This is a genomic window from Bradyrhizobium sp. BR 10289, assembly GCF_019455385.1.
Lineage (GTDB): Bacteria > Pseudomonadota > Alphaproteobacteria > Rhizobiales > Xanthobacteraceae > Bradyrhizobium.
Map to the genome: position 1 here is coordinate 256,438 of NZ_JACOFR010000001.1, position 24,211 is coordinate 280,648.

19 protein-coding genes are annotated in these 24,211 nt (G+C 66.0%); 12 read left to right on the forward strand and 7 right to left on the reverse strand.

The annotated features are described in order from the left end of the window. The first annotated feature begins 131 nt into the window (after positions 1-131). The 7 genes from HYH08_RS01215 to HYH08_RS01245 all read left to right on the forward strand — a co-directional run bounded on the left by HYH08_RS01215 (position 132) and on the right by HYH08_RS01245 (position 8,122). On the forward strand, positions 132-1,277 hold the full coding sequence (locus HYH08_RS01215) for an isobutyryl-CoA dehydrogenase (RefSeq protein WP_220007913.1): 1,146 nt from the start codon (positions 132-134) through the stop codon (positions 1,275-1,277). Continuing rightward, entirely contained in the window at positions 1,274-2,344 is a 1,071-nt protein-coding gene (locus HYH08_RS01220) for an enoyl-CoA hydratase/isomerase family protein (protein ID WP_220007914.1), read from the forward strand. Before HYH08_RS01215 ends, HYH08_RS01220 begins: the two co-directional genes overlap by 4 nt. A 245-nt stretch (positions 2,345-2,589) precedes the next feature. Next, positions 2,590-3,483, forward strand: coding sequence for a 3-hydroxyisobutyrate dehydrogenase (gene mmsB, locus HYH08_RS01225; RefSeq protein WP_220007915.1), 894 nt, complete (start codon positions 2,590-2,592; stop codon positions 3,481-3,483). After that, the gene (locus HYH08_RS01230) at positions 3,480-5,198 is read left to right on the forward strand and encodes an AMP-binding protein (RefSeq protein ID WP_220007916.1); all 1,719 of its coding nucleotides are present in this window, start codon (positions 3,480-3,482) and stop codon (positions 5,196-5,198) included. Before mmsB ends, HYH08_RS01230 begins: the two co-directional genes overlap by 4 nt. Next, positions 5,199-5,675 (forward strand): MaoC family dehydratase, encoded by a 477-nt coding sequence (locus HYH08_RS01235; RefSeq protein ID WP_220007917.1) that lies wholly within the window; start codon positions 5,199-5,201, stop codon positions 5,673-5,675. It abuts the gene before it with no gap. Between the two features lie 117 nt (positions 5,676-5,792). Next, positions 5,793-6,710: an SDR family NAD(P)-dependent oxidoreductase gene (locus tag HYH08_RS01240; RefSeq protein WP_220007918.1), complete on the forward strand. Its 918-nt coding sequence runs from the start codon at positions 5,793-5,795 to the stop codon at positions 6,708-6,710. A 179-nt stretch (positions 6,711-6,889) separates the two neighbouring features. After that, entirely contained in the window at positions 6,890-8,122 is a 1,233-nt protein-coding gene (locus tag HYH08_RS01245) for a BaiN/RdsA family NAD(P)/FAD-dependent oxidoreductase (protein ID WP_220007919.1), read from the forward strand. A 169-nt stretch (positions 8,123-8,291) separates the two neighbouring features. Here the strand turns inward: HYH08_RS01245 and HYH08_RS01250 are convergent, their stop codons facing one another. The 3 genes from HYH08_RS01250 to HYH08_RS01260 form a co-directional block, all read right to left on the reverse strand. After that, complete coding sequence (locus HYH08_RS01250) at positions 8,292-9,371, reverse strand: D-TA family PLP-dependent enzyme (RefSeq protein ID WP_220007920.1); 1,080 nt, start codon at positions 9,369-9,371, stop codon at positions 8,292-8,294. 64 nt (positions 9,372-9,435) lie between these two features. Beyond that, entirely contained in the window at positions 9,436-11,247 is a 1,812-nt protein-coding gene (locus HYH08_RS01255) for an ABC-F family ATP-binding cassette domain-containing protein (RefSeq protein ID WP_220007921.1), read from the reverse strand. 2 nt (positions 11,248-11,249) lie between these two features. Next, positions 11,250-11,741: a YaiI/YqxD family protein gene (locus HYH08_RS01260; RefSeq protein WP_220007922.1), complete on the reverse strand. Its 492-nt coding sequence runs from the start codon at positions 11,739-11,741 to the stop codon at positions 11,250-11,252. 105 nt (positions 11,742-11,846) lie between these two features. On the opposite strand from HYH08_RS01260, the gene HYH08_RS01265 reads away from it, so the two are divergent. Further along, positions 11,847-12,647: a hypothetical protein gene (locus HYH08_RS01265; RefSeq protein ID WP_220007923.1), complete on the forward strand. Its 801-nt coding sequence runs from the start codon at positions 11,847-11,849 to the stop codon at positions 12,645-12,647. Between the two features lie 166 nt (positions 12,648-12,813). Here HYH08_RS01265 and HYH08_RS01270 read toward each other — a convergent pair whose 3' ends face one another. Next, positions 12,814-15,183, reverse strand: coding sequence for a xanthine dehydrogenase family protein molybdopterin-binding subunit (locus HYH08_RS01270; protein WP_220007924.1), 2,370 nt, complete (start codon positions 15,181-15,183; stop codon positions 12,814-12,816). Between the two features lie 211 nt (positions 15,184-15,394). Between HYH08_RS01270 and HYH08_RS01275 the strand changes: the two genes are divergently transcribed. From HYH08_RS01275 to HYH08_RS01285, 3 genes are read left to right on the forward strand one after another with little or no spacing between them, the layout of a single operon-like run. Then, positions 15,395-16,465, forward strand: coding sequence for a Ppx/GppA phosphatase family protein (locus HYH08_RS01275; RefSeq protein WP_220007925.1), 1,071 nt, complete (start codon positions 15,395-15,397; stop codon positions 16,463-16,465). Position 16,466: 1 nt separating this feature from the next. Then, entirely contained in the window at positions 16,467-17,147 is a 681-nt protein-coding gene (locus HYH08_RS01280) for an RlmE family RNA methyltransferase (RefSeq protein ID WP_220007926.1), read from the forward strand. A gap of 35 nt (positions 17,148-17,182) precedes the next feature. Beyond that, complete coding sequence (locus HYH08_RS01285; RefSeq protein WP_220007927.1) at positions 17,183-17,911, forward strand: alanyl-tRNA editing protein; 729 nt, start codon at positions 17,183-17,185, stop codon at positions 17,909-17,911. A gap of 54 nt (positions 17,912-17,965) precedes the next feature. Here HYH08_RS01285 and HYH08_RS01290 read toward each other — a convergent pair whose 3' ends face one another. Further along, complete coding sequence (locus tag HYH08_RS01290) at positions 17,966-19,456, reverse strand: MFS transporter (RefSeq protein ID WP_220007928.1); 1,491 nt, start codon at positions 19,454-19,456, stop codon at positions 17,966-17,968. Positions 19,457-19,888: 432 nt separating this feature from the next. Between HYH08_RS01290 and guaB the strand changes: the two genes are divergently transcribed. Further along, positions 19,889-21,379: an IMP dehydrogenase gene (gene guaB / locus HYH08_RS01295; RefSeq protein ID WP_220007929.1), complete on the forward strand. Its 1,491-nt coding sequence runs from the start codon at positions 19,889-19,891 to the stop codon at positions 21,377-21,379. Here guaB and HYH08_RS01300 read toward each other — a convergent pair whose 3' ends face one another. Both HYH08_RS01300 and HYH08_RS01305 read right to left on the reverse strand, forming a co-directional pair. Further along, positions 21,380-21,844 (reverse strand): hypothetical protein, encoded by a 465-nt coding sequence (locus HYH08_RS01300; RefSeq protein WP_220007930.1) that lies wholly within the window; start codon positions 21,842-21,844, stop codon positions 21,380-21,382. Positions 21,845-22,011: 167 nt separating this feature from the next. Continuing rightward, complete coding sequence (locus HYH08_RS01305) at positions 22,012-24,141, reverse strand: methyl-accepting chemotaxis protein (RefSeq protein ID WP_349631389.1); 2,130 nt, start codon at positions 24,139-24,141, stop codon at positions 22,012-22,014. Positions 24,142-24,211 lie beyond the last annotated feature (70 nt).

Genomic DNA, 24,211 nt, shown 5'->3' on the forward strand with positions numbered 1-24,211 from the left:
AGAGGTCGCGCCAAAGGCGCGGGTGAGGGGTTACGGTCTCTCGTTGGAGCAGCACCCCCTCACCCGATTTGCTGCGCAAATCGACCTCTCCCCTCCGGGGAGAGGTGACCCTATCCGGCGGGGGCATTGAGATGCAGTTCGCTCTGAACGAGGATCAGGTTGCGGTACGCGACATGGCGCTGGCGTTTGCGGCGGAGAAGATCGCGCCGCACGCGCTGCGCTGGGACGAGGAGAAGCATTTCCCTGTCGATGTGATGCGCGAAGCAGCTAAGCTCGGCATGGGCGGCATCTACATCCGCGAGGATGTCGGCGGCTCCGCCATGACGCGGTTCGATGCGGCGCTGATCTTCGAGGCGCTGGCGACGGGCTGCCCGACCACCTCGGCCTTCATCTCCATCCACAACATGGCGAGCTGGATGATCGATGCCTTCGGCAGCGACACCCAGCGCCACCAATGGCTGCCAAAGCTCTGCACCATGGAGCTGATCGCAAGCTACTGCCTGACCGAGCCGGGCGCAGGCTCGGACGCAGCAGCGCTCCGCACCCGCGCCGTGCGCGACGGCGATCATTATGTCCTCAACGGCCAGAAGCAGTTCATCTCGGGCGCCGGCAGCACCGATCTGCTGGTCGCCATGGTGCGCACCGGTGGCGAGGGCCCCGGCGGCATCTCGACCCTCGTCATCGACGGCAAGACGCCGGGCGTCTCCTTCGGCGCTAACGAACGCAAGATGGGCTGGAACGCGCAGCCGACCCGCGCGGTGATGTTCGAGAACGCCCGCGTGCCGGTCGCCAACCGCCTGAGCGAGGAGGGCACAGGCTTCAAGATCGCGATGGCCGGCCTCGACGGCGGCCGCCTCAACATCACGGCGTGTTCGCTCGGCGGCGCCCAGACCGCGCTCGACAAGGCGCGCGCCTACATGAAGGAGCGCAAGGCCTTCGGAAAGCGCCTCGACGAATTCCAGGCACTGCAGTTCCGCCTCGCCGACATGGCAATCGAGCTCGAGGCCGCGCGCACGTTCCTGTGGCGCGCTGCGGCCGCGCTCGACCGCAAGGACCCCGATGCCACCATGCTGTGTGCCATGGCAAAACGCTTCGGCACCGATGTCGGCTTCGAAGTTGCCAACCATGCGCTACAGCTGCACGGCGGCTATGGCTATCTCAGCGAATACGGCATCGAGAAGATCGTGCGCGACCTGCGCGTGCACCAGATCCTCGAAGGCACCAATGAAATCATGCGGCTGATCGTGGCGCGCAAACTGATCGAGGGCGCGCGATGAGTTCGGTGGAAGAGGGCGATCTCATTGTTCGCCGCGAGGGCGCGGCGGGCGTGATCCGCCTCAACCGTCCGAAGGCGATCAACGCGATGACGCTGGAAATGTCGATGGGCATCGACGCGGCGCTCGATCGCTTCGAGACCGATCCGGAGGTCGCGCTGATCATCCTGGAAGGCGCGGGCGAACGCGGCCTCTGCGCCGGCGGCGACATTCGCGGCCTCTGGGAGAGCTCGCGCGAGGGCGGCGATCTCGGCGCACGGTTCTGGCGCCAGGAATACATCATGAATGCGCGGATCGCGAAATATCCGAAGCCGTATGTCGCATTCATGGACGGCCTCGTCATGGGCGGCGGCGTCGGGCTATCAGGCCATGCCAGCCACCGCGTCGTGACCGATCGCACCAGGCTGGCGATGCCCGAGGTCGGGCTCGGCTTTTTCCCTGACGTCGGCGGCACCTGGCTGCTGTCGCGCTCGCCTGGCGAGATTGGCACTTATTTCGGCCTCACCGGCCAGACCATGAACGGTCCTGACGCGATCCACGCCAAGTTTGCGGACGCCGTTGTGCCCGCCGCCAAATGGCCGGAGCTGCGCGAGGCGCTGACCAAGGTTCGCTCCGGCGCAACGGCGGCCGACGTCACCAAGCTGATCAACGGCTTTGCGACGGGTGAGACCGCGGGGCCGGTCGCGGCAAAAGAGCCGCTCATCGACGCATGGTTCGGCTTCGATTGCATGGAAGATATCTTCGCAGTCCTCAAACGCGACGGCTCCGAATTCGCGCTGGAAACTCTGAAGACGCTCAACGAAAAATCGCCGCGCGGCATGGTGGTGACGCTGAAGCTGCTGCGGCTCGCGCGCACCGCGTCCAGCCTGGAAGAATGCCTGGTGCGCGAATATCGCGCCGCGCTGGAGGTCTTCCGCAGCGACGATTTTCGCGAAGGCGTGCGCGCCGCCGTGATCGACAAGGACCGCAATCCGGCCTGGTCGCCGCCGCGGATCGAGGATGTGACGCCGCAGATGCTGGCGCCATACCTCGCCGAGATCGGCGCCGACGAGCTGAAGTTCAACTCGTGAACGACAGGAAGCAGCCACGAACTCGGACCACCTCTCCCACAGGGAGAGGTCGGATCGCATCGCAAGATGCGATCCGGGTGAGGGGATCTTGTTTCACTGTGCGCTGCGGCCCCTCACCCGGATTGCTCAGGCGCGCAATCGCGCCAAAGCAATCCGACCTCTCCCCGCTGGGGAGAGGCGAACCCAAATCGTCGACTGAGCCTAACCTGAAATAAATCGACGTCATTCAAGCGGAGGAAACGACAATGGCCACGATCGCATTCATTGGTCTGGGCAATATGGGCGGCCCGATGGCGGCCAACCTCGTCAAGGCCGGCCACAAGGTGGTGGCATTCGACCTCGTCGAGGCCTCGCGCGCGCAGGCCAAGGCCGACGGCGCCGGCATCGCCGACAGCGCCGCGGGCGCGGTGAGGGGCGCCGATGTGGTCGTCACCATGCTCCCCGCAGGCAAGCACGTGCTCGGCGTCTGGAACGAGGTCGTTCCCGTCATGACCAAGGGCACGCTGATCATCGATAGTTCGACCATCGACGTCGAAAGCGCGAGGGCCGCGCATGCGCTCGCCGCCAAGCATGGCATACTCTCGGTGGACGCGCCCGTGTCGGGCGGCACCGGCGGCGCCAAGGGCGCGACGCTCACCTTCATGTGCGGCGGCGAGGAGGGCGCGTTCGCGGCGGCCAAGCCCGTGCTGGAGAAGATGGGCAAGAAGATCGTGCATTGCGGCGGCGCCGGCGCGGGCCAGGCGGCAAAGATCTGCAACAACATGATCCTCGGCATCTCCATGATCGCGGTGAGCGAAGCCTTTGCGCTCGGGGAAAAGCTCGGCCTTTCGCACCAGGCGCTGTTCGACGTGGCCTCGACCTCGTCGGGCCAGTGCTGGTCGCTCACGACCTATTGCCCGGTTCCGGGGCCGGTCCCAACGTCACCTGCCAACAACGATTACAAGCCGGGCTTTGCCTCGGCGCTGATGGTCAAGGACCTGACGCTGGCGCAGGACGCCGCCAAGGCCGCGGGCGCCGCGACGCCGCTCGGCCAGCATGCGCAGGAGATTTATCAGGCCTTCGACGCAGCCGGCCAGGGCGGGGTGGATTTTTCCGGAATTATCAAGCACGTTAGAGGGCTGGCCGGGAAAGCCTCATGACGACATTTCAGGACGCGCGCGCGTTTCTGCTCAAGCACCGCACGGATTATGAGACAGCGGTCAAAGACTTCCGCTGGCCCGATCCTGTCCCCTTCAACTGGGCGCTCGACTGGTTCGACGCCGAGCTTGCCGCGAATGCGGAGAGCAAGGACCGGCCCGCGCTCTGGATCGTCGATGCCGCGCAGGACAAGCAGACGAAACTGTCCTTTGCGGCGCTCTCGAAGCGCTCCAACCAGGTCGCAAACTTGCTGCGCGCGCAGGGCTTGAGGCGCGGCGATCACCTGCTGCTGCTGCTCGGCAATGTGGTTCCGTTGTGGGAGACGATGCTGGCGGCGATGAAGCTCGGAATCGTCGTAATTCCCGCAACCACGCTGCTCACCGCCGACGAGCTGCGCGATCGGCTCGATCGCGGCAAGGCGAAGGCGGTCGTCGCCGCGCAAGACCAGGTCGCGAAGTTCGCGAGCCTTGGCGCGGAGCATGTCGTGCGCATCGTGGTTGGCGCGGCCTCCGACGGCTGGCTCGCCTATGACGACGCGGCAAAGGCGTCAGAAGAATTCACGCCCGATGGCCCGACCAACGCCGACGTCCCGATGCTGCTCTATTTCACCTCGGGCACGACGGCAAAGCCGAAGCTCGTCCGGCACAGTCAGCGCAGCTATCCCGTCGGCCATCTCTCCACCATGTACTGGATCGGGCTCAAGCCCGGCGACGTCCATCTCAACATCTCCTCGCCCGGCTGGGCCAAACATGCCTGGAGCTGCTTCTTCGCGCCGTGGAATGCGGGCGCGACCGTGTTCGTGGTCAACCAGCCGCGCTTCGATGCGAAGGGGCTGCTCGCTACCATCGGCCGCTGCGGCGTCACCACGCTGTGCGCGCCGCCGACGGTGTGGCGGCTGTTCATCCAGGAGAACCTGGCCTCGTTCAAGGTCGCACTTCGCGAAGTCTGCGGCGCCGGCGAGCCGCTCAACCCTGAAGTGATTGACCAGGTGCAGGCCGCCTGGGGTCTCACCATCCGCGACGGTTATGGCCAGACGGAGACGACGGCGCTTGCCGGCAACTCGCCCGGCCAGCCCATCAAGATCGGCTCGATGGGCCGCCCGCTGCCCGGTTACCGCGTGCAAATCAGCGACGCCGACGGCCATCCGGCGAGAGAGGGGGAGGTGACGCTGGTGCTGGGTGCGAGCCGCCCCGCCGGCCTGATGCAGGGCTATCAGGGCGACGACGGAAAGCTGTCCGGTGCGGAAGGCGAGCTCTATCGCAGCGGCGACGTCGTGTTCGAAGATGAGGACGGCTATCTCACCTTCGTCGGCCGCTCCGACGACGTGTTCAAATCGTCCGACTATCGCATCAGCCCGTTCGAGCTGGAGAGCGTGCTGCTCGAGCATGAGCTGGTGGCCGAAGCCGCGGTGGTGCCGAGCCCCGATCCGATCCGGCTCGCGATTCCCAAGGCGTTCGTGCTGCTGAGCGCAGGCGCCGAGCGGACGCCGGAGACCGCGCTCTCCATCTTCCAGCACCTGCACACGCGCCTCGCGCCGTTCAAGCGCATCCGCCGTCTCGAAATCGTCACCGAGCTGCCGAAGACGATCTCTGGCAAAATCCGCCGCGTGCAGCTACGACGGCTGGAACGCGACGATGATCGCCACGATCCGCTACGCGGCCGGGAATTCCGCGAGGAGGATTTTCCGGAGCTGCCGAAAACGAGAAGTGAGACCTAAGTGAACCAAATCTGGAAGAAGCCGCCGATCACGCTGGAGGCCTATCAGGCCCTGGTCGGCAAGGAGATCGGCGTGTCGTCCTGGCACCTGATCGACCAGCCGCGCATCGACACCTATGCCGACGTGACCGAGGATCACCAGTTCATCCACGTCGATCCTGAGCGTGCGAAGCAGACCGCCTTCGGCACCACCATCGCACACGGTTTCCTTACGATGTCGATGTTGTCGGTAATGTCCTACGAGGTGATGCCGGCGATTGCGGGCACCACGATGGGCGTCAATTACGGCTTCGACAAGCTGCGCTTCATCTCGCCGGTTCGTTCCGGCAAGCGCATCCGCGGTCGCTTCGTGCTGGCGGAAGCCAAGCTGCGCAAGCCGGGCGAACTGCAGTCCCGCACCAATGTCACGGTTGAGATCGAAGGCGAGGACAAGCCGGCGCTGGTCGCCGACTGGCTCGGTCTGATCTATTTCGCGTGACCTGATGCGTCGTTGCCGGGCTTGACCCGGCAACCCATCGCTGCTCAAAAGCCTGTTGATTTTGATCGATGGCCGGGTCAAGCCCGGCCATGAGTCTAACATTCGGGAAACGCACTCATGGCAATCAGGTTCGACGGACGTGTCGCCATCGTCACCGGCGCGGGCAATGGTCTCGGCAAGGCGCATGCGCTGGGCTTGGCCAGCCGCGGCGCCAAGGTCGTCGTCAACGATTTCGGCGGCGCGCGTGACGGCACCGGCGCCTCGCTGTCGCCTGCTGAAGCCGTGGTCGAGGAGATCCGCAAGGCCGGCGGCACCGCGATGGCCGACGGCGCCGACGTCTCCAATTTCGAACAGGTCACCGCCATGGTCGAGCGCGCCACCAAAGAGTGGGGAAGCGTCGATCTCTTGTGCGCCAATGCCGGCATCCTGCGCGACAAATCGTTCGGCAAGATGGAGGTCGCAGATTTCCAGAAGGTGCTCGACGTGCATCTCGTCGGCACCTTCTATTGCTGCAAGGCGGTCTGGGCCGGTATGCGCGACCGCAATTACGGCCGCATCGTGCTGACGACCTCGTCCTCCGGCCTCTACGGCAATTTCGGGCAGGCCAATTACGGCGCAGCGAAATCCGGCATGGTCGGCCTGATGAACGTGCTGGCCGAGGAAGGCCGCAAGTCCGACATCCGCGTCAACATCATCTCGCCGACCGCCGCGACCCGCATGACCGAGGAACTGCTGCCGCCGCAGGCGCTGCAGCTGATGAAGCCGCACGCGATCACGCCCGCGGTCGAGTACATGCTGAGCGAGGACGCGCCGACCCGCACCATCATGGGCGCCGGTGCAGGCTCGTTCGCCGTGATCAAGATTCTGGAGAGCGAAGGTATCAACCTGCCGGAGTCCGAATGGACGCCTGATGCAGTCGCCGCGCATTTCGCCGAGATCAGCGACATGTCGAAGGCCAGGGCACTCACCGGGGCGTTCGAGCAGACCCAGAAATACGTCGCGCAGGCCGCAGCGCGGGCGGGGATCAAGCTCTAGCCGTGCCATCATTCCAGGCTCGCGCGACGCGCGGCGCTGGAACGACATTCTCCGTCATGGCCGGGCTTGTCCCGGCCATCCACGTTCTTGGCAGCGCTCGTGAGACTCCGTGGATGCCCGGGACAAGCCCGGGCATGACGACCTGTTCTTCGGCATCCAGCCCGGCCTAAACTCGTGCCATGACCACAACGGACAACCACATCGCCGTCATCGGGGCCGGTCCCGCCGGGCTGATGGCGGCGGAGGTGCTGGCGCAAGGCGGCGCCCGTGTCACCGTCTACGACGCGATGCCGTCGGCGGGCCGCAAATTCCTGATGGCCGGCCGCGGCGGGCTCAATCTCACCCACAGCGAGCCGCTGGCGGATTTCCTTGCCCGCTACCGCGAGGCGATGCCGAACTTGCGCGCCGCGGTCGAGGCGTTTCCGCCCGATGCGCTGCGCGACTGGAGCGCAGGCCTGGGGCAGCTGACCTTCGTCGGCAGCAGCGGGCGGGTGTTCCCAAAAACCTTCAAGGCCTCGCCCTTGCTGCGCGCCTGGCTGCGGCGGCTCGATGCATCAGGCGTGCAATTCGCGTTTCGGCATCGCTGGACCGGCTGGGACGCGGAGGGGCGGCTGCAGTTTCAGACACCCGATGGTCTGCATGCCAGCGCCGCTGGCGCAGTCGTGCTCGCGCTCGGCGGCGCAAGCTGGCCGCGGCTCGGCTCTGACGGCGGCTGGGTGGATATCCTCGCGGCGAAAGGCATCGCCATTTCAAAGCTGCGGCCGGCCAATTCCGGTTTCACCGTCGCATGGTCCGATGTGTTTCGCGATCGCTTCGAGGGCCTGCCGCTCAAGGGCGTGGCGCTGACAATTGGTACCCACACGGTGCGCGGCGAAGCGATGATCACGCGGAGCGGCATCGAGGGCGGCGCGATCTACGCGCTGTCGGCGGAGCTGCGCGAAGCCGTGTTGGGCCTCGGACAGGCGACGCTGACGATCGCGTTGCGGCCCGATCTCGACCAAGCGGCGCTAACCACGCGCCTGTCGGGTAACCGCGGCAAGCAATCGCTGGCGAACTTTCTGCGCAAGGCCGCGCAGCTGTCGCCGGTCGGCATTGGCCTGATGCAGGAGGCGGCCATTGCATCCGGCCGACCGCTCGCAGCGCTCTCGCCGGCGGAGCTTGCAGAACTGATCAACGCCGTTCCGGTTCAGCTCACGGGAGTAGCCCCGATCGATCGCGCGATCTCGACGGCGGGCGGGATCATTTTCGAGGAGCTCGACGAGCACTTCATGCTTCGCAAGCTGCCGGGCGGGTTCGCCGCCGGCGAGATGCTCGACTGGGAGGCGCCGACCGGCGGCTATCTGCTGCAGGCGTCGTTCGCGACGGGGGCGGCCGCGGGCAGGGGTGTTCTGGATTGGCTGAACCGTTCTTAGAACGCCGCCGCCCTTCGAGGGCCGCTGAAGAAGCGGCCACCTCAGGGTGACGGCTACGAGAGAGCGGCATCGCGACGACAGACTGACGAGAGCGTCGTCCTGAGGTGCTTGGCTTCCGGTGCACGAGCAACGGAAGCCGAGCCTCGAAGGATGCGCGGGCGCTCCGCAGCTACCGCAGCTTCCCGCGCGCTGCGACCGGCAGCGTGCCGATGATCTCGTCGCCGCGCACCATAACGACCTCGTCCATCATGTTGACGACGACGCAGACATGGTTTGGCACGATGCGGACGACGTCGCCGACATTCGGCCGCGTGTTGCTGCGCGAGAGGTCGAGGAAGCCGTGCTCCTCGGCAAACTTGGCGATCTTGGCTTCGGGATGCTCCAGGATCAGCCCGTGGCCGTCGAGGCCGCCGGTGTCCGTCGTCAGCGTCTTGGAGCCGGCGTCGAGAATACCGCGCTCGGGGGCCGCGCGGCTCACCACGGTCGAATATATGTGTAGCGCGCAATCGTCCCAGGTGGCCGAGCCCGCCGCGACCTGCATGCGGTCGTTGTAGATATAGGTGCCGAAGCGATGTTCGGTGCCGCCCTTGAGCTTGCCGATGTTGACGAGATTCGGGGTGCCGCCGGTCGAGACGATCTTGGCATCGAGGCCGTGCGCGCGCACGCCGGCCAGTGCCTCGTCGTAGAATTTCTGTGCGTCGCCCCAGCCGGTTTCGGTCGGATAGAGCATGAAGCCTGCGAACTCCAATCCCTTGGATGCCGCGATCTCACGCGCCAGCGCAATCGCTTCCGCCGGCGTCTCGACACCGGCGCGCTTGCGCCCCGTGTCGCATTCGACGACGACCGAGAGCGGGCGGCCCGACGCTGCGGCTGCCTTGGGCAGATCCGCAACAACCGTCGAATTGTCCGCCGCAACTGTCATGTTGGCCTTGGCATTCAGCGCGCCGAGACGCGCCATCTTTTCTTCGCCGAGCAGATTGTAGCTGATCAGGATGTCGTCGATGCCGGCGTTGGCCATGATCTCGGCCTCGCCGAGCTTCTGGCAGGTGATGCCTTTGGCACCGGCCGCGATCTGCATCTTCGCAATCGTCGGGTTCTTGTGCGTCTTGATGTGGGGGCGGTTGGCGACGCCGGCGTCGTCGCAGGCCTTCTGGATCCGCGCGATGTTGCGCTCGACCTTGTCCATGTCGATGACCGCGCAGGGCGTGCCATATTCGCGGGCGATCTTGGCGGCGAGGGGAGTGGTCATGGGAGTCTCTTAGTTGGCGCGCATTCTGATCGCAAAACCGGTACCCACTTTTGCGGAATGCGCGCTAGGCCTGTTCAATTTCTTCGCGAAGCATTTCGAGTTCGAGCCAGCGCTCTTCGGCGGCGGACAATTCTTCATGCGCCTTGGCGATGGCAGCCGAGGTGTCGTCGAATTTTTTGCGATCCTTGCCGTAGAGATTGGGATCGTCGAGCACGCGTTGCAGCCTGGCGATGTCGGCCTGCAGCGTCTCCATCTTCTTCGGCAACGTTTCCAGCGCGTGCTTCTCGTTGAAGCTCAGCTTCCGCTTGGACGTGGAGGCGGAAGCCGCAGCGCGCTCCTCTTTCTTCTCCGCAGGCACCGATGACTTCGCGGTCTCGCGCTTCAGATCGGCGCCGCGCTGCGCCAGCATGTCGCTGTAGCCGCCGGCATATTCGGTCCACTTGCCGTTGCCTTCAGGGGCGATCACCGAGGTGACGACGCGGTCGAGGAAGTCGCGGTCATGGCTGATCAGGATCACCGTGCCCTCGTAGTCGCCGAGCATGTCCTCGAGCACGTCGAGGGTTTCGAGATCGAGATCGTTGGTCGGCTCGTCCAGCACCAAAAGGTTCGAGGGCTTGGCCAGCGCGCGCGCCAGCATCAGGCGGCCGCGCTCGCCGCCGGAGAGCACCTCCACCGGCGTGCCGCGCTGCTCCTGCGCGAACAGGAAGTCTTTCATGTAGCCGACGACATGTTTCGGCTTGCCGCCGACCATGATCTGGTCGCCACGGCCGCCGGTCAGCGCCTCCGCCAGCGTCGACTTGGGATCGAGGCTTTCGCGGTGCTGGTCGAGCGTCGCCGTCTCCAGATTGGCCCCGAGCCGTACCGTGCCGGAGTCCGGCTGGTCGCCACCAGTCAGGAGATTGACCAGCGTGGTCTTGCCGGCGCCGTTCGGGCCGATGATGCCGAGCCGGTCGCCGCGCTGGATGCGCGTGGAAAAATTCTCGACGATCTTGCGTTCGCCATAGGCTTTCGTGATGGCCTTCGCCTCGATCACGAGCTTGCCGGATTGCTCGGCCTCAGCCGCGGTGAGACTGGCCGTGCCGGCGGTGCCGCGATAGTTGCGGCGCTGGTCGCGCAGCGCATGCAGATTGGCGAGGCGCTTGACGTTGCGCTTGCGGCGGCCGGAGACGCCGTGGCGCAGCCAGTGCTCTTCGTCGACGATCTTGCGGTCGAGCTTGTGCTGGTCGCGCTCTTCCTCCGCCAGCACCTCGTCGCGCCAGCTTTCGAACGCGGCAAAGCCGCGATCGATCTGCTTGATCCTGCCGCGATCGAGCCACGCTGTGGAACGCGAGAGATTGGTGAGAAAGCGGCGGTCATGGCTGATGATGACAAGCGCGCTGCGCCGGGAGTCGAGCTCCTGTTCCAGCCATTCGATGGTGGAGAGATCGAGATGGTTGGTCGGCTCGTCCAGCAGCAGGATGTCGGGCGAGGGGGCCAGCACACGGGCCAGCGCCGCCCGGCGGGCCTCGCCGCCGGAGACGTTGGCGGGGTTCTCCTCGCCGGTGAGCCCGAGCTGCTCGACCAGATAGCGCGCCTGATAGGGATCGTCGCCCGGTGCGAGCCCGGCCTCGACATAGGCAAGCAAGGTCTTGTGCTCGCCGAAGTCAGGCTCCTGCGGCAGATAGCGGACCGTTGCTCCCGGTTGAACAAAACGCGTGCCGCCGTCGGGCGCGACCAGGCCGGCCGCGATCTTCAGCAGCGTCGATTTGCCCGAGCCGTTGCGGCCGATCAGGCAGACGCGCTCCGATGGCGCGACGTTGAGCTCGACGCCTGACAGCAGCGGCGTGCCGCCAAACGTCAGCTTGATGTCTTTCAGTTGGATCAGCGGGGGCGCCATCGTCAGCCCTGACTCGTTGCGGGCTGGTCGGCGCGGCGGCGCGCGATCCGGCGCAGCGTCTGGTCGAGCGCCGAGAGGAAAGCGGAGCGGTCGCGCGGCGCGAACGAGCGCGGGCCGCCGGTGACTTCGCCGGCGGAGCGCAGATCCGTCATCAGGTTGCGGACCGCGAGCGTCATTCCGATCGACTCCTCCGTGAACGGCTTGCCGTTCGGCGCGATCACGTCGGCCCCTGCCTTCACGCAGCGGCTCGCCAGCGGAATGTCGGAGGTGATGACGACATCGCCGGGCCTCGCCCGCTCGGCGATCCAGTCATCGGCGGCGTCCATGCCGGGACCAGCAGCGATCCGTTCGATCAGGGGATCCTGGGGCACGCGAATAAAGTTGCCGGCGACCACGCTCACGGGCACGTTATGCCGGAGCGCGACGCGGTAAATCTCGTCCTTCACCGGACAGGCGTCGGCGTCGACATAGATGCGGGTGGGGGTATTGGTCATTCCGCCGCGTGGTACCGCATTCGGGCCGTAAAGGCGAGGGGATTGACCGGTGTTCCCCGGGGCCTACGATCGTCCCGAGACAACAAGACTACAGGGAAGCTGCCCATGCCAAACCGGCTCGAAACCTGGCGCGTCGAGGCCTACAACACCGCAAAACAGTCCGAAAACAAGATGCACGACGACATGGTCGCCCGCCGCTTTGGCTTTTCCGGCGGGCTGGTGCCCGGCGTCGATGTCTTCGCTTACATGATGCACGTGCCGGTGGCGCGCTGGGGCCGCGATTTTCTGGAACGCGGGCTGGTCGAGGCCCGCTTCATCAAGCCGGTCTATGACGGGGAGACCGCCGATGTCGACGCGACCGAGCACAGCGAGTTGCTGACGATCGAGGTCTTCAGCCGCACCGAGCTGTGCGCCACGGGGACGGCATCTTTGCCGCCCGCCGCGCCGACAGTGTCATTGAGCGACTATGTCGAGGTCGCAGCGGTCGCCGAGCGCAGGCCGGTCAGTCCGGTAACCTTTGAAGTTGGCAAATGGCTCGGCACGGCCCCGCGCCGTTGGGCGGGGCAGGACGCGGCGGATTATCTCGCCGACATCAGGGAAACCGATCCGATCTTCGCGCGCGAGGGTTTCGGCCATCCCGGCCTCATCCAGCGCGTCATGAACCGCGTGCTGGTGGACAACACCATCCTCGGCCCGTGGATCCATGTCGGCAGCCGCATGCAGCTGCTCTCCGCCGCGCGCACCGGCGACGAGATCACCGCACGGGCCAAGGTCACCGCGAATTACGAGAAGAAGGGCCACCGCTTCGTCGAGTTCGACGCCCTCGTCGTCGCCAACGGCACGACGCCAATCGCGCACTGCCAGCACACCGCGATCTATCAGCCGCGCGAGCAGGCGGCGGCGTGAGTCGCGGGAAGGGGCAAACGCGCCAATTCAAAGGCAGTGTCATGCCCCGCGAAGGCGGGGCATCCAGTACGCCGCGGCTTATCCATGAATCACGCCGGTCTCGGAGTACTGGATCGCCCGGTCCAAGCCGGGCGATGACAGTTGTGGGCGGGGAGAGAGCTTAGCCTCACGCCGCCTTCTTCGCATCCTGGATCGCGCGCCACACCCGCTCCGGGGTCAGTGGCATATCGATATGCTTGATACCGTAATCCGACAGCGCGTCGACCACGGCGTTCACCACCGTCGACAGGCTGCCGGCGCAGCCGGCTTCGCCACAGCCCTTGCTGCCGAGCGGATTGGTCGTGGCTGGCACCGGGTGATCGCCAACGGTCATGTTCGGCACGTCGCCGGCGCGGGGCAGCGCGTAGTCCATCAGCGAGCCCGTGATCGGCTGGCCGCTCTCGTCGTAGCGGACATGCTCCATCAGCGCCTGGCCGATGCCCTGGACCACGCCGCCATGGAGCTGGCCGGCGACCAGCATCGGGTTGATCACCGTGCCGAAATCGTTGACCGCGCTGTAGCGCACGATCTGCACCACGCCGGTCTCGGGGTCGACCTCGACCTCGGCGACGTGGCAGCCGTTCGGGAAGGCCGAGGCGACGGGATCGCTGGTGTGATCGACGTCGAGGCTGTCGGGCACGCCGTCCGGCACCTTGCCGTCATGCAGTTTCTTGGCGAGCTCCATGATGTCGATGCTGCGGTCGGTACCGGCGATGGTGAAGCTGCCGTCGGCGAACTCGATGTCAGCCTCGGCGGCTTCCAGCATGTGCGCGGCGGCGCGCTTGCCCTTCTCGATGACGAGCTTGGCGGCCCCGACGATGGCCTGGCCGCTCGCCGTGATGGAGCGCGAGCCACCGGTGCCGTTGCCGGTGTGGACGATGTCGCTGTCGCCCTGCACCAGCTTCACGCTCTCGAAGGGCACTCCCAACTGCTCGCACAGCACCTGTGCGAACGGCGTGGCATGGCCCTGGCCGTAATCCAGCGTGCCGGTGATGAGTTGCACGGTGCCGTCAGGATCGAACACGATCTTGCCGAGTTCGGGGCTCGGCGGCGCGGTGACCTCGAGATAGGAGCCGACGGCGATGCCGCGCAGCTTGCCGGCTTTCCTGCTCTCCTTCTTGCGCTTGGCAAAATTCTCGTGGTCGGAGATTTCGAGCGCCTTGTTGAACACGGCCTGGAAGTCGCCGCTGTCATAGGTGACGCCGGAGGAGGCCGTGAACGGGATCTGGTTCGGCTTGATGAAGTTGCGCTTGCGCAAGGTCAGCCGGTTGATGCCCATCTCGTCGGCGGCGCGGTCGATCAGCCGCTCCATGTAGTAGTTCGCCTCGGGCCGGCCGGCGCCGCGATAGGCGCCCATCAGCGTGGTGTTGGTCAAAACCGTCTTGATGTCGACCGCCATCAGCGGCGTCCGGTAGACACTGGAAAAATTCTTGCCGGTGTTGAGCGAAAGCGGGCTAGGCGCGACGCCGGTGATGTAGGCGCCGAGATTGCCGTAACCGGATAGTTTTGCGGCGAGGAAATGCCCCTCGGCATCGAGCGCCAGCTCGGCATGGATCTTCTGCGCACGGCCGTGGCTGTCGGAAAGGAAACTGGTGGAGCGCTCGTCGAGCCACTTCACCGGGCGACCGAGTGTCTTCGCCGCATACAGGATGCACATGTATTCAGGATAGTTGACGTTCTTCATGCCGAAGGAGCCGCCGACATTGGCGGTGAGAATGCGCACCTTCTCGTTCGGCACCTTCAGGTTCTTGGCGAGGTTGGCGCGGTTGCCCGCGACGCCCTGCGTCGGCATCTGGATGGTATAGCGCTCGGTTGTCTTGTCGTAGGAGGCAAGGCCGACGCGCGGCTCCATCGAGACCACGGCGACGCGGGTGTTCTCGATGTCGATCTTGGTCACATGGGCGGCGCTGGCGAAGGCGGCGTTCACCTTCTCCGTGTCGCCGTAGTGGTAGTCGAGCGCAACGTTGTTCGGGATGTGGTCGTAGAGCTGGGGCGCGCCGGGCTGCGCGGCCTCCTCGGGATCCGTCACCGCGGGCAGGGGCTCGATGTCGAGCTCGACCGCCTCGGCCGCATCACGCGCCTGGGCCAGCGTTTCGGCTACCACGAAGGCGACGGGATCGCCGACGAAGCGGACCTTGTCGGTGGCGAGCGGCTGGCGGTTGGTCTGGTGCAAAGGCGAGCCGTCACGGCTCTTCAATGGCAGGCCGCAGGTGAAGGGGCCATAGCCGGCGGCATCGAGGTCCTTGCCGGTCCACACCCCCAGCACGCCCGGCATGGCCTTGGCGACATCAAGGCCGATGCCGCGGATGATGCCATGGGCATGGGTAGAGCGGACGATCACGGCATGGGCCTGGCCGGGCAGGTTGAAATCGTCGGTGTAGCGGCCCTTGCCGCGCACCAGCGTGTCGTCCTCCTTACGGCGGACCGGCTGCCCGACGCCGTATTTTTGCAGTGCAATAGCGTTTTCGAGCGTGGAGGATTTGGTGTGTTCTTGCATGGGAATGACCTGAAAAGCCGGTATTTGCGCGTTTGGGAGGGCGCCTGGGCGACCGGACCCTGCAAAAATAGCCCACGGACCCGTTCACGACAACGCACGAATGGGCATGGTCCCATGTGATGCGTTGTTGCGCATACCCGCCGCGCTGCTAATGTTTCAGGCGAAAAATCAATTCCAGACCGGCCCGACCGGCCGCGGAAAGACAGTTTGTATGAATGACCACACGCGGCTCCGCGACGGCCATGTGCCGCACGGTGAGCTGGAGGGGTCGATGGCGGCGGTGGCGTTAGCCCCCGAACCGGCCGTCCCCGCGCAAGCGGGAACCGGCGTCTATGCGGCGCTGGACCTCGGCACCAACAATTGCAGGCTGCTGATTGCCTGTCCGACCCACGATGGCTTTCGCGTGGTGGATTCCTTCTCGCGCATCATCCGGCTCGGCGAGGGTGTGTCGGCGACGGGCTCGATCAGCGAGGCCGCGATCGACCGGGCCATCGCCGCACTCAGCATCTGCCGGGACAAGATCAATCTGCGCAAGGCCAAGCGGCTGCGGCTGATCGCGACCGAGGCCTGCCGCGCCGCCTCGAATGCCGAGGGGTTCCGCAGCCGCGTCGCGGCCGAGACCGGTATCGAGCTCGAGGTGATCGACCGCGAGACCGAGGCCGCGCTCGCCGTGCTCGGCTGCTCGCCCTTGGTGGACCCCAGGGGCAGGGGCGCGATCCTGTTCGACATCGGCGGCGGCTCGACCGAACTGGTCCGGATCGAGCGCGATGCCCAAAATCCCGAGCCGCGCATCAAGGCCTGGATGTCGATCCCGTATGGCGTGGTCACGCTGGCCGAACAGTTCGGCGGCCGCGACGTGACGCCGGAGATCTACGCCGCCATGGAGCAGGAGGTCGCGAACCACGTCGGGCCGTTCGCTCAAGCGCACGGCGGCGATCTCGCCGACATGCACCTGCTCGGCACGTCAGGCACGGTGACGACGCTCGCCGGCATCCATCTCAACCTTGCGCGCTACGACCGCCGCCGCATCGACAGCATCTGGATGAACGATGCCGACATCACCGCGACCATCGGCAAGCTGCTTGGCATGAGCTACGAGGAGCGCGCCGGCAACAGCTGCATCAGCGTCGAGCGCGCCGATCTCGTGCTGGCCGGCTGCGCCATCCTCGATGCAATCAGGCATGCCTTCCCGCTGCCGCGCCTGCGCGTCGCCGACCGCGGCCTGCGCGAGGGCATGCTGGTCGAGATGATGCGCGAAGACGGCGCGCTCAGGAGCTGGTGAGATGGCGAAAGACTCCACCGGCCGCTTGCACGTCCAGGTCAAGACCGGCGGCAAGCGCAAATTGTCGTCGAAGCTGTGGCTGGAGCGCCAGCTCAACGACCCCTATGTCGCCAAGGCCAAGGCTGCGGGCTATCGCTCGCGTGCCGCATTCAAGCTGCTCGAGATCGACGACAAGTTTCGCCTTCTGAAGACCGGCATGGCCGTGGTCGATCTTGGCGCGGCGCCCGGCGGCTGGAGCCAGATCGCCGCCAAGCGCGTCGGCTCGGTGGACGGCAAGGGCAAGGTGGTCGCGATCGACCTCCTGGAGATGCCCGAGATTCCCGGTGTCGATTTCGCGCAGCTCGACTTCATGGCCAATGACGCGCCCGACAGGCTCACGACGATGCTGGGCGGCGGCGCCGATATCGTGATGTCCGACATGGCTGCCAACACCACAGGCCACCGCAAGACCGACCAGCTCCGCATCGTCGGCCTCGTCGAGACCGCTGCCGCGTTCGCCTGCGACGTGCTCAAGCCCGGCGGCACGTTCCTCGCAAAGACGTTTCAGAGCGGCGCCGACGCCGATCTGCTCGCCCAGCTCAAGCGCGACTTTGCGACGGTGCGCCATGTGAAGCCGGCAGCGAGCCGGCAGGATTCGTCGGAGCGCTACGTGCTGGCGACGGGGTTTCGCGGCGGAAATTAGAGCGCGCCCTCGCGACGGAGGCGGAAGGGAACGTCATGCAGCTGCTCTGCCAGGTAAGCCCCGAGGTCCTCGAACTTGAAGCTGACGTTCTCGACGCCAAGCCCGGCGCGGTGCTTCTGGCCCAAACACCGGCATTTCCGGGCGGCGGCGGCCAACTGCCCGACACGGCATCCATCCATTGGAGCAATGGCGAAGCGCTCGTCCGCACCATGGTGCCGGACGAGCGGGGCTGGTGGCACGAGTTCGAGAACGGGGCCGAGATATCAGGTCGTGTTCGCGTCTCGGTGAACCCTGCGTTCCGCCGGCTCATGTGCGAACTGCACACGCTCGCCCACATCACCAACAGCGTGGTCTTTCAGAACTTTGGCGGCGCCTTGCTCACCGGCGCGCAGCTTTCGGCGGACGGAACGTTCCGGATCGACTTTGACCTGACCGGTTCGGATGCGGACAGGCTTCGCGCTCTGGCGGGTCCGATCAACGACGTGATCCGGCAGGATCTTCCGATCCGCGCCTTTCAGATGCCCTGGGACGAAGCTCAATCGGTGCCCGGCCTCTTCCGGAGCAAGACTGTGTCGCCTCCGCGTCGGGCGGACGGCAACGTCCGCATTGTCGAGATCGGCGCTCTCGATCGGCAGGCATGTGGGGGAACGCATCTGGGTTCGACCGCGCAGACGCGGCCGGTGCGCATTCTCAAGGTCGAGAATAAGGGACGGCAGAACCGGCGCATAAGGGTCGGCTTCGTCGATTCCGTCGTGGCTCCATGATGCCGGTCGATCCGACGTCCCGGCCGCAATGCGTGTGTGATTTCCAGGCGTGATTCAGCCCAGCCGCTGATCCCGCACGTCGTGCGTATCCTCGGTCGCCGCCTTCACGGCAGCCTTGGCTGCACCCTTGCTGGCGCCCTTGCGGCTCGCGATCTCAGTCGCCTTGCGGCCGGAGATTTCGTGACCGGCGTCCGCCGGCATCTGCCAGAAGAACCAGCTCGAGGCCGCCGAGATCAGCGCGACCACGACGAAGGCCGGCATGAACACGGCGGCGTTGAGCTCGCTGACATGGCTGAACCACATCGTCGTTTCGACCGAGGCCGCGCCGACCGCGACGCCGGCGGAAACCGCGAGCTGCTGGTTGACGCTGGCGAGCGTGGTGGCGCGGCTCATCTGCGGTGTCTCGACGTCGGCATAGGCGACCGTGTTGATCGCGGTGAACTCGAGCGAGCGGAAGAAGCCGCCGACCACCAGGATGACCATGATGATCAGGAGCGGTGTCGTCACCGTGAACAGTGCGCAGACGCCGAGGAAGAATGCGCTGACGATCGCGTTCACCGTCATCAGGTTGCGGAAGCCGAAGGCGCGGATCAGGCGCGCGGCCAGCGTCTTCATGCCCATCGCGCCGAGCGAGGAGGCGAAGGTGACGAGGCCGGAATGGAACGGCGACAGGCCGAAGCCGATCTGCATCAAGAGCGGCAGCAAGAACGGCAGCGCGCCGATGCCGAGGCGGAACAGGAAGCCGCCGAGGATCGCCGCGCGCAGCGTCGGCAGCTTCAGCAGCGAGAAGTCCAGCACCGGCGAGCCGGTCCGCCGCGCGTGCAGGACGTACAATGTCATCGAGATCGCCCCGCCCGCCACCAGCGCCGCGACCGTGCTCCAGGGCAGCAGATTGAGGCCGGCGACCGACAGGCCGAAGGCGATGCCGGCAAGCCCGATGCCCGCAAGCACCATGCCGTAGAGATCGAACGGCTCCTGCGTTTCGCTCTTGATCGGATCGATGAACTTCAGGGCCATGAAGATGCCCAGCAGCCCGATCGGGATGTTGATCAGGAAGATCCAGTGCCACGATGCATAGGTGGTGATGAAGCCGCCGAGCGGCGGCCCGATCACGGGGCCGATCAGGGCAGGGACCGTCACCCAGGCCATGGCGTTGACCAGTGCGCTCTTGTCGACCGAGCGCAGCAGCACGAGGCGCCCGACCGGCGTCATCATCGCCCCGCCCATGCCCTGCAGGATGCGGGCGAACACGAAGTCCGTGACCGAGGTCGAGAGCGCGCAGCCGACCGATCCCACCATGAACACGCCCACCGCGATCGCGAACACCATGCGCGCGCCGAAGCGATCGGCGGTCCATCCGCTCGCCGGAATGAACACCGCGAGCGAGAGCAAGTAGGAGGTGATCGCGAGCTTCAGCGTCAGCGGGCTGGTGCCGATGTCGGCCGCGATCGCCGGCAGCGAGGTGGCGATCACGGTCGAGTCCATGTTCTCCATGAAGAGCGCAGTGGCCACGATCAGCGGGATGATGCGTTGCTTGTCGACCATGACGGATTGGTAATGAAAATCAGAAGGGAGGGTGGAGTCGCGGCTTAACATCGCCGGCTTGCGCCGACCATTGCGGATCGACGCATAGCACCTAAATGCTGGGCTCGCTCCTTCGTCATTCCGGAGCGCGCCACCTGGCGCGGACCGGGAAACCATCGGGCCGGGACACCGCTGCGGCATGGATTTTCGGGCTCGCGACTTCGGTGCCCCCCGGAATGCCGGCGTCCACGGGCTATCCACGCCGAATTTACTTAAAAAGCCTGTGCATGGCTGGCCAGCGGGCCGAATTGCTTTGATTCGTCACGCGGGCATGCTATCGACCCGCGTCAACCCCACCGATGGGCTCCGATTCGACGGCGATGCCGCAAGGTACGCCGAGGGCGGCGCTCATCCATAGCTATTTGCGGCAGGGCCGCAGGAAGGAGTTGGCACATGGCCACGGTGCAACAAGGCATTCGCGAAGCCTTTACGTTCGACGACGTGCTGTTGAAGCCGGGCCTGTCGGATGTCATGCCGGGCGAGGTCGACATCCGCTCCCGCGTCACCCGCGCCATTCCGCTCAACATCCCGATCATGGCCTCCGCCATGGACACGGTCACCGAAGCCCGCATGGCGATCGCCATGGCGCAGGCCGGCGGTCTCGGCGTCATCCACCGCAATTTCGATCCCGAAGGGCAGGCCGCCCAGGTGCGGCAGGTCAAGCGCTACGAGTCGGGCATGGTGGTGAACCCGCTCACCATCAGCCCCGAGGCCACTCTCGACGACGCGCTCAAGCTGATGAGCGATCACGGCATCTCCGGCATTCCCGTCGTCACCGGCGCCGGCAAGAATACGCCCGGCAAGCTGGTCGGCATCCTCACCAACCGCGACGTGCGCTTTGCCACCGACCGCCGGCAAAAAGTCTCCGAACTGATGACGCATGAAGGCCTGGTCACGGTGCGGGAGAATGTCAGCCAGGACGAAGCCAAGCGGATGCTGCATCATCATCGCATCGAGAAGCTGCTCGTGGTCGACGAGCAATATCGCTGCGTTGGTCTGATCACAGTCAAGGACATCGAGAAGGCGGTTGCCCATCCGCTCGCCTGCAAGGACGCGCAGGGTCGCCTGCGCGTCGCCGCCGCCACCACGGTCGGCGACACCGGCTTCGAGCGTACCGAGCGGCTGATCGATGCCGGCGTCGATCTCGTCGTTGTCGACACCGCGCACGGCCATTCCCGCCACGTGCTGCACGCGGTCAACCGCATCAAGCGCCTCTCCAATTCCGTGCAGGTCGTCGCCGGTAACGTCGCCACCACGGAGGGCGCGCAGGCCCTGATCGATGCGGGCGCGGATTGCATCAAGGTCGGCATCGGCCCGGGCTCGATCTGCACCACGCGCATCGTCGCCGGCGTGGGCGTGCCCCAGCTCACTGCGATCATGGATGCGGTCGAGGCGGCCAAGAAGTCCGACATTCCCGTCATCGCCGACGGCGGCATCAAGTTTTCCGGCGATCTCGCCAAGGCGCTGGCCGCCGGTGCCGACATCGCCATGGTCGGCTCGCTGCTCGCCGGCACCGACGAGACGCCGGGCGAAGTGTTCCTGTGGCAGGGCCGTTCTTACAAGGCCTATCGGGGCATGGGCTCGGTCGGCGCGATGGCGCGCGGCTCGGCCGACCGCTACTTCCAGCAGGACATCAAGGACACGCTCAAGCTCGTGCCTGAAGGCATCGAGGGCCAGGTGCCCTACAAGGGCCCCGTCGGCAACGTCATGCACCAGCTCGCCGGCGGCTTGCGCGCCGCCATGGGCTATGTCGGCGCCCGCGACATGAAGGAGCTGCACGACAAGGCGAACTTCGTCCGCATCACCGGTGCGGGCTTGCGCGAGAGCCACGTCCACGACGTGACCATCACGCGCGAGGCGCCGAACTATCCGGGCGGGGGCTAGTTACGCCGAGGCAAGGTCACCTGATCGGGTCGGCGGAGCGGAGTGATCCGGCTCCGCCGCAGCCGGTGGTTTGCTGTTGATCAGCGACCAGACAAGCACGACCAGCCACTCGAGGAATGCCACCCAAAAGGCGCTGTCGAGGCCGGCCCAGTTGATGGCGGACATGTCTGCCAGGAAACAGAGGCCGGCCAGCAATACGCAGAGGAAATTTGCCGCGAATATATGAGCGACGCGGCGATGATTGAGAAACAGTGCGGTCCAGGTCGGCAGGAAGATGAGCACCCAGGCGGCAATACCGCCTGCCGCCCAGAGGAAGTCTGGAGAGAGGCCTAGGAGCCACGCGATGAGCGTGGTGCCGATAACGAGGAGTAACGGGAAGCCGGCTACGGCCAACGTGATTTGCCACGCCGTGCTCTTCGGAGCTGCGAGTCCCATTCGCGCGACGTGCTGCCTCAGCACCGCCATTCCCCGGTCCAACCGTCATTTTGCTTGCCACATCGCAGTCATTTCCGCCAAACGGCGCACGGCAGCGGCGAGGCGATCGTCTCGATGCAGCCTAGACTGGTGGGCTGATCACGGACTTAATCCGTCGCTTAAAATTTTCGGGAAGGTGGGGCTGGCCTCGCGCGGCCCTAGGCCGCGCGCACGGCCTCGAGGAATTTTCCGACCTCGCGCTGGAGGCGGCTCGAATCCGACGCCAGCAATTGGGCGGCGCTCAGCACCTCGGATGAGGCCGAGCCGGTCTCGCTGGCACCCTGCTGGACGTCGCTGATGTTGGCGGAGACCTGCTGGGTGCCGTGCGCAGCCTGCTGCACGTTGCGTGCGATCTCCTGCGTGGCTGCGCCCTGTTCCTCGACCGCCGCGGCAATCGTCGAGGAAATTTCCGACAGTCGCTCGATCGTCTCGCCGATCGCCCTGATGGCGCCGACGGATTCCTGCGTCGCGTTCTGGACTCCGCCGATCTGCTGCTGGATTTCCTCGGTCGCCTTTGCGGTCTGCTGCGCCAATGCCTTCACTTCCGAAGCCACCACGGCGAAGCCGCGACCGGCCTCGCCGGCACGCGCGGCCTCGATGGTTGCATTCAGCGCCAGCAAATTGGTCTGGCCCGCGATCGAGTTGATGAGCTCGATGACGTCGCCGATCCGGCTTGCCGCCTGCGACAACTCTCCGACCCGGTCGTTGGTGCGGCGGGCCTGCTCGACGGCGTCGCCGGCCACGCGTGCGGATTCCTGGACCTGCCGGCTGATCTCATTGACTGACGACGTCAGCTCCTCGGTCGCGGATGCGACCGACTGCACGTTGGCGGATGCCTCCTCGGAGGCTGCCGCGACCGCCGTCGTCAGCGTCCGCGAGCGATCGGCGGTCGTGTTCAAGGTGCCGGCCGAACCTTCGAGCCTGGTTGCCGCCGACGACACCGTGCTGACGATCTCGCCGATCGCGGCCTCGAAATCGCGCGTGATGACCTCGACGCGGCGGCCGCGCTCGATCTGCGCTTCGGCGTTCCGGGCGGCATCCTGGTCGGCGAGCTTTTTCGCCACCAGCGCGTCCTTGAAGATCTGGAGCGCGCCGGCCATGGTGCCGATCTCGTCCTTGCGATGCCCGTCGGGGATGGCAACGTCGAGCTCGCCGTCGGCAAGCTGCAGGGTTGCTCCGGTCAGCCGCACCAGCGGGCCGATCACTTGGCGCATCACGGCGATGACGACGACGACCGAGGCGATCAGCACGACCAGCAGGGCCGCAAGCGACCAGGTCAGCCGCATCTGTGCCTGTGCGATCGCTGCGTCGTTGGCCTCATGGGCAAAGGTGAGGGCGGCGTCGCGCAAGCCCAGCACGCTGTTGAGGACGGGCGCGAGCCAGGCCGGCCACTCGGCCTCGCTCATTGGGCTCGGACGACCCTCGCGCGCTGCTGCGACCATCTCGCGCATCCGCGGCTCGCCTTCGGTCATCAGCTTGGCGCGCGCCTTGTCGATAGCGCTCACGAGCGCCGGCGCATCGCCGGCATTGTGCACGCCTTGCTCGATCTGCGTCCAGATCAGCGCGACCTGACCGGTCAATTCGGTCACCTCGATGCGCTGGGCGGCCGACAAGGGCTGGTTGCGGGCGAACAGGCCGATCACGGCGGCACGCGCGCCATTGACGGTGCGCATGCTTTGCGCGCTCTGCGCCAGCGCCGCCGAAGGCAGCAGGTTCTCGATGTCGCTGCCGGTGCGCGACAGGTTGATCAGGGCTTCGCTCGTCGCTGCCGTCAGGGCGTCGACGGAGCTTGCCAATCCATCCACGATCGCGATCTGGCTGTCGGCGGGGCGTTGCGGCTTGGGCAGGACCGCGGCCTGACGGCCCGCACTGCGAAGCTGGCGCAACGCTCGTTCGGCCGCTTCGATCGACTTCGTCGGCAGCTCCGCCGCGACAATGGCCGCCTTGGCCGCTGCGATGGCGGCGTCCGTGCCGGCGATCGTCTTGTCGAGGGCTGCCAGCTTTTCGGGCGAGGCGGGCTCGACCGGAGTTGCCACCGCGAACCAGGCGCTCCGTTCGGTTGGAACCAGGCTGCTCGCCTTCATGGTGAGCTCGAAGGCGGTCAGCGAGCGCGCGGCTGCCTCCCGCTTGCGCAGATCGCCCCATCCGCCCCAGGCGACGGCGCCGGCGAACGCGACGGCCAGAAGGCTCGTGATCAGATTGCCTGCCAGGACACGCCAGCGCAGGCTGACGCCGCCTTTCGTCCCGATGTTGGAGGAACGTTCAGACGGCAGGGAAAGCTCTGGCACCGAATAGGCTCTTTGGTCGTGGAATGGCCGCGCAATTTTAGTTCGCAATCGCGACCAAAGCCTTAATCCA